This window comes from Streptomyces sp. B6B3, assembly GCF_039871525.1.
Lineage (GTDB): Bacteria > Actinomycetota > Actinomycetes > Streptomycetales > Streptomycetaceae > Streptomyces.
Window position 1 is genome coordinate 1 of sequence record NZ_JBDPLU010000015.1, and the last position, 12,403, is coordinate 12,403.

The window sequence follows — 12,403 nt, forward strand, 5'->3', positions numbered from 1 at the left end:
CGGCCCACCGCTGCGACATCGACCACATCCAGCCCTTCAACCACCAGGACCCGGACGCCGGCGGTCCCACCGAACCGGACAACCTGATGGCCCTGTGCCGACGCCACCACCGGGTCAAGCACCAGACCCCGTGGTCGGTTGAACGGGACACCACCACCGACCAGATCACCTGGACCGCCCCCACCGGCCACCACTACAGCCGAGACCCACACACCTACGCCGCCTGACCAACCAGCCTGATCACCCGGCCTGATCACCCAGGCTGATCACTCCGCCGTCAGGCCCGAGTCGATCCAGTCGAGCACGGAGTCGTGCGCGGGTGCCCAGCCCAGGTCCTGGCGGGCCCGGGTGGAGCGGACGCGGCTGTTGGAGCCGAGGGCGAAGACGGCGGGCTCGTAGCCCCACTCCCGGATCGCCGACTCGACGTCCCACGGCTGCGGTTCGGCCTGGCCCAGGGCCCGGGCGATGGCGGCCGTGATGTCCGAGAACGACGCCTCGCCGTTCTCGGCGAAGTAGAAGGAGCCGGCAGGGGCGTCCTCCAGGGCCCGGAGGTACAGGTCGGCCACGTCGTCGATGTGGACCGTGGACCAGACGTTCCGGCCCGCGCCAACGTGCCGGGTGACGCCGCTGGCCCGGGCCTGGCGCACCAGGGCCGGGATCTGCACGCTGTCCCGGCCGGGCCCACGCCCGTGGCCGTAGACCAGGGTGTTGCAGATCACCGTCGACTGGATGCCGGCCTTCTGGGACGCGGAACGGACCACACGGTCGATGGCCACCCTGGCCGCCTTGTCCGGGGCGGGCTCCCACGATGCGTCCGGGTCCAGATCGTCCTCGGTGAACACCCGCTCGGAGAGTGAGTCGCCGCGCGCGTCGTCGCCGACGATGCTGGAGCCGCTGGAGTGCAGCAGGCGCTTGCCGGATCCGTTCAGGGCGAGAATCAGGGCCTCCACCGCGCCGCGGTGGTCGCTGTCGGCGGCGTTGACCACGGCGTCGGCGCGGTGTGCCCCGTCGGCGAGGAGCGGGGCGTCGTCCAGGGTGCCCACGACCGGTTCGATGCCGAGCCGGGACAGCGCCTCGCCCTTCTCCGGGCTCCGGGTCAGTCCGCTCACCTCGTGACCCGCCTCCACCAGCCGCACCGCGACCGAACCGCCGATGTAACCGGTGGCACCCGTGACGAAGACCTTCATGGAGCCGACTCCCTGGATCGTTGGAACTGGTTCGTTGGTACCGGACTTGTCGGAGCTGAGTCGATGACCCAAATCGTTGCATGCGCCGGTCAATCACTCATGCCTAGCACGTGTGTGCGCCATCGGCCCAACGGGCGCGCGGGTGCCGTGCTTATCACCTGATGGAGGGAGGTGTCCTTGCTAACATGCCGGGACGACCGAGCCTGATCATCCTGCGATCGGAGGCGTTCAGTCTTGACCGACTGGGAGTTGAGTAGGAGCTATGACAGCGCCTCCGGGCGGGTCCGGTGGGACCGCTTCGGAGAGCCGGACGCGGATCCGGTCGTGTTGCTGCACGGAACGCCGTTCTCCTCCTACGTCTGGCGCGGCATCGCCCGTTCACTCGCGCACCACCACCAGGTGTTCGTGTGGGACATGCCCGGTTACGGCGCATCGGAGAAGGCCCAGGGGCAGGACGTCTCCCTGGCCGCCCAGGGCGGGACCTTCGCCGAACTCCTCGCGCACTGGGGGCTCGTGGAGCCGACCGTGATCGCCCACGACTTCGGGGGCGCCGTCGCACTGCGCGCGCATCTGCTGCACGGGGCCCGGTATCGCCAGCTCGCCGTGGTCGATCCGGTCGCGGTGGCGCCATGGGGATCCCCGTTCTTCCGTCTGGTCGCCGAGAACTCGGCGGTGTTCGGTCAACTGCCCCCCGCGCTGCACCGCGCGTTGGTGCGCGAGTACGTGAGCTCCGCGAGCAGTCCCGGACTCCACCCGGCGACCCTCGACCGGCTCGTCGAACCGTGGCTCGACGAGGTCGGCCAGGCGGCGTTCTATCGGCAGATCGCGCAGGCCGACCAGCGGTACACGGACGAGATCCAGGACCGCTACGCCACGATCGACATCCCCGTCCTGGTCTGCTGGGGCACGGACGACACCTGGATTCCGACGGAAAGGGGCCGCGAACTCGCCGCCCGCATCCCCGGCGCCCAACTCCGGCTCATCCCCGGCGCCGGACACCTCGTCCAGGAAGACGCCCCGGCCGAACTCCTCGCGGCACTGCTCGCGTTCCTCCACGGCCTGGACTGAGATCCGGCGAGTCATCCGGAGGGACGAGCCTCAGTGCTGGCCCGGTGCCCAGTCGGGGCCGCGGAGTCGCTCCCACAGTTCGCGTAGTGCCCGTACCTCCTCCGGCAACGAGGGCACGCTGTTCGAGTTGACGTGCGGCAGGGTGAGCCAGCGGCCCGAGGCGTCGCGAACCCTGGCGATCTGACCCATCAGCTTGTAGTCCCTGATCTCGATGGCCTGCACGTCGCTCCAGGCCACTCGCCGAACGCTGAAGGGCGAGCGCAACTCGATGTGGTCACGGTGGGTGGTGGTTCCGGCCCGCCGGAGAGCCACGTAGCACAGCGCCATCACGCCACCGAGGACCACGGCCGTCAACAGCAGCATCGCCATCGAGACCCTCGTCGCGGCCATGAGCGGGAGCACGGTGAAGGGAATCACCACCGGCGCGCCGGCGCTCCTCAGTCCGGAGGCCGGGCAGTAGGTCCGGAATTCCGACTCTTTCGTCATGGAGAGTGATCGTAGAACGACGGAGCGGGACGGGTCCCAGACGTCGTTCGTCGTGGGCGGTGGGCGGGTCACGCCGGGTGCGGGCCGCTCACCGTTCGTTCGGATGATCGGACCGGGGCGGGTGTGCCGGTCCCGGCGCCGAGATCGGTGGGTGTTCGTCGGCGTTTCCGCGGCTCGTCGTGAGGAGTTCACCGCGCAGGGTCTGAGCACGGCGACGGCCGGGCCCTACGCTCGCCGAGCCAGACTCGCCAGCCCAGAGAAACCCAGCCCAGAGAAACCAGCCCAGAGAACAACGGATGAGGTGACCCACGAGTTGGACCGTCGCACCCTTCTCCGCAGTGCGGTCGTCGGGACGGGAACGGTGGCCTTCGGGTTCACCATGACCCGGGAGTCGTTCGCCTATCCGGCGCAGACCGGAACGAGCCCCTACGGACCGCTCCAAGCCGCCGACGCCAACGGCATCATGCTGCCCTCCGGGTTCACCAGCAGGGTGATCGCCCGCTCCGGTCAGACCGTGGCCGGCACCGGCCAGGTCTGGCATGGCGCGCCGGACGGCGGCGCCTGCTTCACGGCCGAGTCCGGCTGGATCTACGTCTCCAACGCCGAACTCGGAGGCGGTTCCGGCGGGGTGACCGCGGTCCGGTTCGACGGCTCGGGCGCCGTGACCGACGCCTACCGGGTGCTCGCCGGCACCACGAGCAACTGCGCCGGCGGCGCCACCCCCTGGAACACCTGGCTCTCCTGCGAGGAGACCACCCGCGGCTACGTCTTCGAGACCGACCCGTACGGGGTGAACGCGGCGGAGCGGCGGGACGCCATGGGCCGCTTCAAGCACGAGGCCGCGGCCTGCGATCCGGACCGCGAGGTGGTGTACCTGACGGAGGACGAGTCGAGCGGCGCGTTCTACCGTTTCGTGCCCGCCACCTGGGGCGACCTCTCCGCGGGCACACTCCAGGTGCTGGTCGAGTCCGGCGGCGCGCTGTCCTGGGCGGACGTGCCCGACCCGGGCGCATCCGGCGGCGAGCAGACCCGCGACCAGGTGTCGGGCGCCCGCCGCTTCAACGGCGGCGAGGGCTGCTACTACCGCAACGGCACCTGCTTCTTCACCACCAAGGGCGACAACCGGGTCTGGGCCTACGACGCGAACGCGAACACCCTCGCCCTGGCCTACGACGACGGCCTCACCGACGACCCGCCGCTGAGCGGCGTGGACAACATCACCGGCGCCCCGGCCGGCGACCTCTACGTGGCCGAGGACGGCGGGAACATGGAGATCTGCGTGATCACGCCGGACGACGTGGTGGCGCCGTTCCTGCGGATCACCGGGCAGAGTTCCTCGGAGATCTGCGGACCCGCGTTCAACCCGGCGGGAAACCGGCTCTACTTCTCCTCCCAGCGCGGCACCAGCGGCTCCAGCGGCGGCGGCATCACCTACGAGGTCACCGGCCCGTTCCGTAGCTAGCCAGGGCGAAGACAGACAGCGGGAAGACGGCCGGCCCGGGCGCGGCGAGCGCCCGGGCCGGTTCGTGGACCGCACTACCTGCGGCTGGCTACGCCGCCGTGGCGAGGGCGCGGCGGACCGGTCTGTGGGTTGGCCAGGCTGGCTACGCCGCCGTGGCGAGGGCGCGGCGGTCTAGTTGGCGGGCTCGGGCGGTGGCGTAGACCGTGATGGCCGCGGTCGCCGCGAGGGCCGTCAGGGCGAACGCGACGAGGCCCGACCAGCCCGCCTGGTGGAAGATCGCCGCACCGGCGGTGCCACCAAGGCTGGCGCCCAGGTAGTACGCCACCTGGTAGAGCGCCGAGGCCTGGGCGCGGCCGTGGGTGGCCGCGCGGCTCACCGAGCCGGACGCCACCGCGTGCCCGGCGAAGAAGCCGGCCGTGATGAGCACCAGCGCGAGCAGCACCAGCGCCAGGTGGTCGACCAGGCTCAGCAGCAGCCCAGCGGTGACCGTGACGATCGACGCGTACAGCGCGCCGCGTCGCCCCAGCCGGTCCACCAGCGGGCCGCTCACCGACGAGGAGCCGGTGCCGACCAGGTAGATCACGAAGACCGAGCCGACCAGGCCCGCCGACAGGTCGAACGGCTCGTCCACCAGCCGGAAGCCGATCACCGTGTAGACCGCGCTGAACGCCGCCATCAGCAGCAGGCCGATCAGGTACAGCCGCAGCAGCAGCGGCCGCGCGAGGTGATCGCCGACGGTGCGCAGCGCGACCCGGGGGCGCAACGAGGCCGGGGTGAAGTTCCGCGCCGGCGGCAGCAGCAGCCGGTACGCCACCGCGCCGAGTAGCGCCATCCCGGCGACCGCGGCCAGTGCGGCCCGCCAGCCGAAGCCCTCGGCGACCCAGCCGGTGAGTACCCGGCCGGACATCCCGCCGACGCTGTTGCCCGCGATGAAGAGGCCGACCGCGCCGACGGTCGCCCGCTTCGGCAGTTCCTCCGACAGGTAGGCCACGGCGGATGCCGGGATTCCGGCGATGGCGGCGCCCTGCAGAGCGCGCAGCGCGATCAACGTGCCCAGGTCGGGCGCGAGCGGCAGCAGGAGGGCCAGCACCACGGCGACGGCGACCGAGCCGGTCATCAGCCGGCGGCGGCCGAACCGCTCGGAGAGCGTGCTCAGCGGCACCACGGCAACGGCCAGCCCGATGGTGGCCGCGCTGACCGTCCAACTGGCCTGGCCCGGGTTCACGGCGTAACTGGTGGCGATGTCGGGCAGCAGCGCCTGGGTGGCGAAGAGCATTGCGAACGTCGCGAGGCCGAGGGCGAAGAGCGCGAGGTTGATCCGGGCGTGGTTCCGCGAGGTGACGCGGAACGGAGGACGGAATCGGGAGGCGGCGGCCCGCTGGGTGGTGTGAGCCGCGCTGGTATCGCTGGGCATGCCCCCAACCTAGGCCGACGCAAATCATGCGTCCAATACATGAGAAGGCGGAAAACGATACGCTCATGCATGACCCCAGCTAGGAGCGCGGCATGTCATCTCCGGGCAACGAAAGAGACAACTCGGTAACACCGGGCACACCGGGTACGCCAGACGCACCGGACACGGCGGGCACGGCGGGTAACCCGGGTACGGGCGTCGGGGGTGCCTCCCGGTCGGTAACACCGGACACGGCGGGTAACCCGGGTACGGCGGGCGGGGGTGCCTCCCGGTCGGTAACACCGGACACGGCGGGTAACCCGGGTACGGCGGGCGGGGGTGCCTCCCGGTCTGTTGTTGCGGATGTCTCGGTGGATTCGTGGGCGTCGTTGCTCACGCCGCGGCTCGCGCAGTTCGCCGCTGTTGCCCGGCGCGAGCATGTGACCCAGGCCGCCCAGGATCTGGGGGTGCCGCAGCCCACGCTCAGTCGGGCCATGGCGCGCCTGGAGGCGGACCTGGGCGTGACGCTGCTGGCCCGGCACGGCAGGACCGTGTCCCTGACGCCGGCGGGCCGCGCCTTCGCCCGTTCCGTGGAACGCGCGCTCGGCGATGTGGAGCGCGCCGCCGAGGCGGTGCGCGCGGACGCCGACCCGGCCGCCGGCAAGGTCGCCTTCGGGTTCCTGCACACCATGGGCCCGGAGACGGTGCCCGAGCTGATCAGGGAGTTCCGCACCGACCATCCCCGGGTGCGGTTCGCGCTGGTGCAGAGCTACGGCGAGGACATGATCGAGCGGATGCGGCAGGGCGAGCTCGACCTCTGCCTGACCTCGCCCATCCCCGACGCCCCCGACCTGGTGACCCGGCGACTCGGCGAACAGCGGCTGTTCCTCGCCGTGCCGGACGGGCACCGCCTCGCCGGGCGCCGTCGGGTGCGGCTCGACGAGGCGGCGGACGACGCCTTCGTCACCCTCGAACCCGGCTACGGTCTCCGGCGGTTGACCGCCGAACTGTGCGAGGAGGCCGGCTTCCGGCCGCGTATCGCCTTCGAGGGGCAGGAGCCCGAGACGCTCCGCGGTCTGGTGGCGGCCGGGTTCGGCGTGGCGCTGCTGCCGCCGCCCACCGTGCCGCGGCCCGGCGTGACCGACCTCGCGGTGTCCGCGCCGCGCGCGGTTCGCGAGATCGGCGTGGCCTGGCTGGCGGGCCACCCGGACAGCCGGCCGGTCGCGGACTTCAAACGCTTCCTGCTCGGTGGCCGAGGCCGCGCCCGCGTCGTGGCCAGGGTCTGAACCGCGCGCAACCCCGGCTGCTGCGCGCCCGGCGTGTTACGACCTCCGACTGCTGCGCCTCGCGTCGCGGGCGCGTCAGGTTCCGCGCACGATCTACGCGCGTAGGGGCTACAGTGCTGGGGTGACCGAGAGCGCCCTTCCGTCGACACCACCATCCAGCACACAGCCCACCAGCGCACAGTCCGACGCGCCACCGTCCACTGCGCCACCGTCCACTGCGCCGCCGTCCACGCCGCTGCCGCCCGGGCCCGTGCCGCCGACGTTGGACCAGATCCGGCGTGCGCCCAAGGCGCTGCTGCACGACCATCTCGACGGTGGCCTGCGCCCGGCGACCATCGTGGAGCTGGCCGCCGAACAGGGCTACGACGCGCTGCCCGAGACCGACCCCGAACGGCTGGGCGCCTGGTTCCGGGCCGCCGCTGACTCCGGCTCGCTCGAACGGTACCTGGAGACCTTCAGCCACACCTGCGCCGTCATGCAGACCCGGGAGGCGCTGGTCAGGGTCGCCGCGGAGTGCGTCCTCGACCTCGCAGAGGACGGCGTGGTGTACGCCGAGGTGCGGTACGCGCCCGAGCAGCACCTGACCCGCGGGCTCGACCTGGCCGAGGTCGTCGAGGCCGTCAACGAGGGCTTCCGGGAGGGTGAGCGCCTAGCCGCCGAGTCCGGCCGCCGGATCCGGGTCGGCGCGCTGCTCACGGCCATGCGGCACGCCGCCCGCGCCCTGGAGATCGCCGAGCTCGCCAACCGTTACCGGGACCACGGCGTCGTCGGCTTCGACATCGCCGGCGCCGAGGCGGGCTTCCCGCCCACCCGGCACCTGGACGCCTTCGAGTTCCTGAAGCGGGAGAACAACCACTTCACCATCCACGCCGGCGAGGCGTTCGGCCTGCCGTCCATCTGGCAGGCGCTCCAGTGGTGCGGCGCCGATCGGCTGGGCCACGGGGTGCGGATCATCGACGACATCGAGGTCGCCGAGGACGGCGCGGTCCGGCTCGGGCGGCTCGCCGCGTACGTCCGGGACAAGCGGGTGCCCCTGGAGCTCTGCCCGACCTCCAACCTCCAGACCGGCGCCGCCCCCTCGTACGCCGAGCATCCCATCGGGCTGCTGCGCCGCCTGCGTTTCCGGGCCACGGTCAACACCGACAACCGGCTGATGAGCGGCACCAGTATGAGCGCGGAATTCGCCCATCTGGTGCGGACGTTCGACTACACCCTCGACGACCTTCAGTGGTTCACGGTCAATGCGCTGAAATCGGCATTCATTCCTTTTGATGAACGTCTGGCGATGATCAACGACGTGATCAAACCCGGGTACGCGAGGCTGCGCTCCGAATGGCTGTTCCCAACATCCGCTGACGCGACGTCCTGACCAGCGACGACGCCGACCGGAGCGGCCGTGCGCGGCGAGCGGGGCCTGGGGTGTGGTTGGTCGGGTTACGGGCGGCGCCGCGCATTTCGATTCATTGCGACGCCCGCGACGCCGCGGCTACGGTCACTTCGCCGCTGAAACCCCACACAAGGACGTATGCACAGATGAAGCAGGCAACCGTGAAGTCGCTCGGCGCCGCCGCCCTCGGGGCCGCCATCGCAGTTACCGCCGCGGGCACCGCGTCCGCCGCCATCACCGACGGTGTGCACGAGACCGCCGGCGAGCTGGTCAGCACGCTGCCGCTGGAGGAGGCCGCGAACGAACTGCCGGGCGAGAGCGGCGAGGTGGTCGACGCCGGCCGCCGGGTGCTCACCGGCGAGGCGAAGCTGCCCCTGACCGACGACACGCTGGCCGGCACCCAGTCCGCCACGGCCGGCCAGATCCCGTCCACCAGTGGCGACCTCAGCACCACGACGGGCGACCTGCTGGGCGGCCTGCCGGTGGGAAGCTCCGCGCTCAACAACGGCCTGCCGGTCCAGGGCCTCCCGCTCTGACGGGCGCGTGTTCTGACAGACACACGTTCTGGCAGACAGTGCGCTCAGACAGACGCGTGTTCTGACGGATTCGAACGCTCGGCGGCTGGATGGTTGGCCAGCTGGATGGCTGCGCCTGGCCGGACGGGCGGCTCCCGCGTCACCGCGACAGGGCCGCGCCTCGCACACCGCGAGGCGCGGCCCTGTTGTGCGCTGACTTGTGCGCGGGAGCCTCGTGCGCTGGTGACTCGTGGGCTGGTGGTTCGGCGGGGTCCGGGGCGGTGCCTGTGGCGGTCTCGGCCGAATGGTGCGCCGGGTGGTGCGCTCGGCCGTGGGACGGCCGCTGAGTGGGTTGCTGGGAGGGTTGCTGTGCGGGCTGCCGCGCTGGCGTGGCCGGGTGGGAGTCCTGGCGGTGGATGGTGCGCCGGCCGCCGTTGCCTCCCTTGTGCAGCGTCAACGTGCGCAGGCGGCCGTAGCACAGCTGGTGGGTGACGGCGATCCCGGCGGTGTTGAGGATGATCGAGTCCACGTCGGCGACCCGGCTGGGCACCAGGGACTGCGACCACTCGATGACCAGCGCGACCATCGCCCCGGCCGCGATCGTGTGCACCAGCGAGGTGAAGCGCCCACCGCCGAGCCGCCGGGCCACCAGCGGCAGCAGCAGCCCCAGCGGGGAGAGGCGCAGCATCCCGGCGCCGATGGTGCGCAGGGCGGCCTCGGGGCCGCGGTCGATGTCGGCGCGGATCGTTTCCAACGGTTCCAGGTTCGCCGGCGATACCCACAGGACGGCGAGCGGTCGCAACGACTGCCAGCCGACCAGCAGCAGAAAGGCGGAGAGCACGACCAGGGCTCCGAGCCTGACTCGGGGAGGGACGCTCTCGCCGCCGCTGGGCCCGCGCTCTTCGTTCGCCGGCCGGTTGGGCCCGAACGAGCCCGCGGGATGTTGCTGCACGGAATCCAGGACGCGCCCTTCGCGCGCGCGGTTCCCCGTCAGTAGGTCAGGTGACCCGTCTCACCTCCGCGGGCTCCCCCGAACGTCGCGTGCGCCCGGGAGAGGCGCGGGATCAACGCGGGAGCACGCCCTGGTTGGGCCCGACCGGGCAGGCCCGGGCTGGTAGTCCTCGCCGGTTAGTCCTCGCCGGTGGGGGTCTCGTCCGTGACGGGCTCGCCGGAGGGATTCTCGTCGTCGGCGGGCTCGTGGCTGGCTGCCTCGGGGCTCTCGCGCACGGTGGCGCTGCACAGGTACGTCTTGGGGGTGGAACTCGGGGACGCGGGCGGGCCGCTGAGCATCACGGAGTGCCCGTTGCCGAGTACCTCGTTGCGGGCGAACGTGCAGATGATCTGGACCAGCGCGGAGACCGGCAGTTGGCCGGGGCCCTGGCTGAGCCGGATCACCGGGCTCTCCGAGTCGCCCGCGCCTCCGGTCACCCACAGGTTGGCCGGCACCTCGGTGCGGAACCCGGCGGCCTGCTCCTCCTCCGCCGGGTTGGACTTCAGCTCGAGGAGCAGTTCGTTGGCCACCTCGACCGGCCCGTCCTTGCCCGGCGGCAGGTCGACGGCGCGGACCACCGACTCGACCTGCGAGCCGCAGACGAGGTAGACCTCGGTGCCGTTGTGCGCCGCCGGCGCGTCGCAGCTCGCTCGGGTGGGGGCGGGGCCGCCGTCCACGGGGACCTCCGTCGACCTGATGCCGCACCCGGCGACGCCGGCGACCAGCGTCCCCAGCGCCAGCGCGGTCACCAGCCGGCGGGTCCGTAGCCAACCGCCGAGGGAGCGAGGTATGCAACCCGCGCCCACGAGGCCCCCGCTCACGAGCCCTCCGCTCACGAGACCTCCTCCTGCGTCTGGGCCTGCGCCTGGGCCTGCGTCTGGGTCGGGGCCTGCGTCTGAGTCAGCGCCTGAGCCGGCGACCTGTCGGCGGAGTCCGGGGCGGACCCGGCGTTCCGGCCCGTGCCGGTGCTCCCGCCGCCGGCCCCGTCGTTGCCGCCATTGTCGCTGTCGCCGCCGTTGCCCCCGTCGCCGTTCTCGCCCTCGGCGTCCTCGGGTGGTTGGGCCTCGCGCGGCAGGCGCAGGGTGAACACCGCGCCGCCGTCGGGTGAGTTGTGGGCGCTGATCTCGCCGCCGTGCAGGTGGGCGTTCTCCTGGGCGATCGACAGGCCGAGGCCGCTGCCCTCGGAGCGCGGCCGGGAGGCGCTCGCCTTGTAGAACCGGTCGAAGACGTGCGGCAGCACGTTCTCCGGGATGCCGGGGCCCTGGTCGGCGATCTCGATCACCAACTCCTGCTGGCCCTCACGTTCCTCCTCGCGCACCGCGACCCGCACCGGCGAGCCGCCGTGCTTGAGGGCGTTGCCGATCAGGTTGGCCAGGATCACGTCGAGCCGCCGCGGATCGACCCTGAATATGATGCCGCGTTCCGCCGACACCTCGACCGCGTCGAGCCAGGCGCGGTCGTCGATGCAGTGCGTCACCTGGTCCGCGATGTCCACGTCGTCCAGCACCATCCGGGCCGTGCCGGCGTCGAAGCGGGTGACCTCCATGAGGTTCTCGACGAGCACGTTCAGCCGGCGTGTCTCGCTGACCACCAGTTGCACCGCGGGGGCGATCATCGGGTCGAGGTTGTCGACCTCGTCCTCCAGCACCTCGGTCACCGCGGTGATCGCGGTCATCGGGGTGCGCAGTTCGTGGGACATGTCGGCCACGAAGCGCCGGCTGGCCTCCTCGCGGCCACTGAGCTCCTGCACCCGTCGCTCCAACGACTCGGCGGCGCTGTTGAACGTGCGGGTCAGCTCGGCCAGCTCGTCGGCGCCGCGCACCGGGAGGCGGGTGTCCAGCTTGCCCTCGCTGAGCCGTCGCGCGGCGCCGTTGAGCCGTTGCACCGGCCGCAGCACGGTCGTCGCGGCGGCCTGGGCCAGCAGCACGGAGCCGATCACGGCCAGCGCGGTGGCGATGCCCAGCGACCAGGCGAGCGAGTTGAGGTCGTCGCGCTCGGCGGCCAACGGGGCCAGCATGTAGCCGGTCGGGCCGTCGTCGAGCACCCGGGAGCCGGCCACCAGGTACGGGTTGCCCTCGACCGTGATCCGCTGCCAGTAGAGGTGGTACGGAGCGTCCTGGTCGCCGTCGTCACGCCGGTCGCGCACCGCGTTCACCAGCGAGTCCGGAACCATGCCCATGGTGAACTGCGAGGGGTCGGACGCCGCGGTGCAGACCGGCTCGTCGCCGGCGTCGCCCTCGTTGGTCAGCACCACCTGGTACTTCTGCGTGAGGTTGCTCATGCCGGCGGCCATCCGGCGCAGCTCGTCGCAGGTCGGGTTCTCCGACAGTGAGCTGGCTCGCTCGCCCAGGGAGGTGCGGAAGTCGTCGAGCGCCGCGTTCTGCGCACGGGTGAGCACGGCGTCCCGGTTCAGCCAGTACGCGATGCCCGCCACGGACACCGCGGCGACGAGGGCCACCAGCGCGAACACCGTCACCAGCCGTAGGCGCAGGCTCGTCAGCCGCGGCGCGCCCCGGAGCCGGAAAGGCACCCTGCGCCTGCGGTCACTCGTTGACTCACCGCGACTTGACTCACCGGTACTTGACTCACTACGTTCCGTCACACTCCGTCACGCCCCAACGCGCCACC

At 71.8% G+C, this 12,403-nt stretch carries 12 protein-coding genes; 6 read left to right on the forward strand and 6 right to left on the reverse strand.

From position 1 onward, the window contains the following. A partial coding sequence (locus ABGB06_RS26645) for an HNH endonuclease signature motif containing protein (RefSeq protein ID WP_347593819.1) occupies window positions 1-227 on the forward strand: 227 nt, incomplete at its 5' end. A 39-nt stretch (window positions 228-266) separates the two neighbouring features. On the opposite strand, the gene ABGB06_RS26650 is transcribed toward ABGB06_RS26645, so the two are convergent. Beyond that, window positions 267-1,187, reverse strand: a complete 921-nt coding sequence (locus ABGB06_RS26650; RefSeq protein ID WP_347593821.1) for an NAD-dependent epimerase/dehydratase family protein — start codon at window positions 1,185-1,187, stop codon at window positions 267-269. A gap of 234 nt (window positions 1,188-1,421) precedes the next feature. Here ABGB06_RS26650 and ABGB06_RS26655 point away from each other — a divergent pair, with 234 nt between their 5' ends. Beyond that, window positions 1,422-2,255, forward strand: coding sequence for an alpha/beta hydrolase (locus ABGB06_RS26655; RefSeq protein ID WP_347593823.1), 834 nt, complete (start codon window positions 1,422-1,424; stop codon window positions 2,253-2,255). Between the two features lie 30 nt (window positions 2,256-2,285). Here the strand turns inward: ABGB06_RS26655 and ABGB06_RS26660 are convergent, their stop codons facing one another. Further along, window positions 2,286-2,741 carry a PH domain-containing protein gene (locus tag ABGB06_RS26660; protein ID WP_347593825.1) on the reverse strand — a complete coding sequence of 152 codons (456 nt, stop codon included), beginning with the start codon at window positions 2,739-2,741 and terminating at the stop codon, window positions 2,286-2,288. Window positions 2,742-3,054: 313 nt separating this feature from the next. Between ABGB06_RS26660 and ABGB06_RS26665 the strand changes: the two genes are divergently transcribed. Beyond that, window positions 3,055-4,203: an alkaline phosphatase PhoX gene (locus ABGB06_RS26665; RefSeq protein WP_347594181.1), complete on the forward strand. Its 1,149-nt coding sequence runs from the start codon at window positions 3,055-3,057 to the stop codon at window positions 4,201-4,203. A gap of 142 nt (window positions 4,204-4,345) precedes the next feature. On the opposite strand, the gene ABGB06_RS26670 is transcribed toward ABGB06_RS26665, so the two are convergent. Next, window positions 4,346-5,617 (reverse strand): MFS transporter, encoded by a 1,272-nt coding sequence (locus tag ABGB06_RS26670; protein WP_347593827.1) that lies wholly within the window; start codon window positions 5,615-5,617, stop codon window positions 4,346-4,348. Window positions 5,618-5,967: 350 nt separating this feature from the next. On the opposite strand from ABGB06_RS26670, the gene ABGB06_RS26675 reads away from it, so the two are divergent. From ABGB06_RS26675 to ABGB06_RS26685, 3 genes are all read left to right on the forward strand, one after another. After that, complete coding sequence (locus tag ABGB06_RS26675) at window positions 5,968-6,882, forward strand: LysR family transcriptional regulator (RefSeq protein WP_347593829.1); 915 nt, start codon at window positions 5,968-5,970, stop codon at window positions 6,880-6,882. A gap of 250 nt (window positions 6,883-7,132) precedes the next feature. Continuing rightward, a complete protein-coding gene (locus ABGB06_RS26680; protein WP_347593832.1) occupies window positions 7,133-8,251 on the forward strand; it encodes an adenosine deaminase in 1,119 nt (372 codons plus the stop codon). Window positions 8,252-8,415: 164 nt separating this feature from the next. Continuing rightward, the gene (locus ABGB06_RS26685; protein ID WP_347593834.1) at window positions 8,416-8,805 is read left to right on the forward strand and encodes an ATP-binding protein; all 390 of its coding nucleotides are present in this window, start codon (window positions 8,416-8,418) and stop codon (window positions 8,803-8,805) included. Between the two features lie 139 nt (window positions 8,806-8,944). On the opposite strand, the gene ABGB06_RS26690 is transcribed toward ABGB06_RS26685, so the two are convergent. The 3 genes from ABGB06_RS26690 to ABGB06_RS26700 all read right to left on the reverse strand — a co-directional run bounded on the left by ABGB06_RS26690 (window position 8,945) and on the right by ABGB06_RS26700 (window position 12,305). After that, on the reverse strand, window positions 8,945-9,625 hold the full coding sequence (locus tag ABGB06_RS26690) for a VanZ family protein (protein WP_347593836.1): 681 nt from the start codon (window positions 9,623-9,625) through the stop codon (window positions 8,945-8,947). Window positions 9,626-9,912: 287 nt separating this feature from the next. Then, complete coding sequence (locus ABGB06_RS26695) at window positions 9,913-10,524, reverse strand: hypothetical protein (protein WP_347593838.1); 612 nt, start codon at window positions 10,522-10,524, stop codon at window positions 9,913-9,915. 83 nt (window positions 10,525-10,607) lie between these two features. Then, on the reverse strand, window positions 10,608-12,305 hold the full coding sequence (locus ABGB06_RS26700) for a HAMP domain-containing sensor histidine kinase (RefSeq protein ID WP_347593840.1): 1,698 nt from the start codon (window positions 12,303-12,305) through the stop codon (window positions 10,608-10,610). Between the last annotated feature and the right edge of the window lie 98 nt (window positions 12,306-12,403).

Coding starts and splice junctions, on each gene's coding strand:
- ABGB06_RS26650 (WP_347593821.1), bottom strand. CDS start 1,187: ATGAAGGTCTTCGTCACGGGTGCCACCGGTTACATCGGCGGTTCGGTC.
- ABGB06_RS26660 (WP_347593825.1), bottom strand. CDS start 2,741: ATGACGAAAGAGTCGGAATTCCGGACCTACTGCCCGGCCTCCGGACTG.
- ABGB06_RS26670 (WP_347593827.1), bottom strand. CDS start 5,617: ATGCCCAGCGATACCAGCGCGGCTCACACCACCCAGCGGGCCGCCGCC.
- ABGB06_RS26685 (WP_347593834.1), top strand. CDS start 8,416: ATGAAGCAGGCAACCGTGAAGTCGCTCGGCGCCGCCGCCCTCGGGGCC.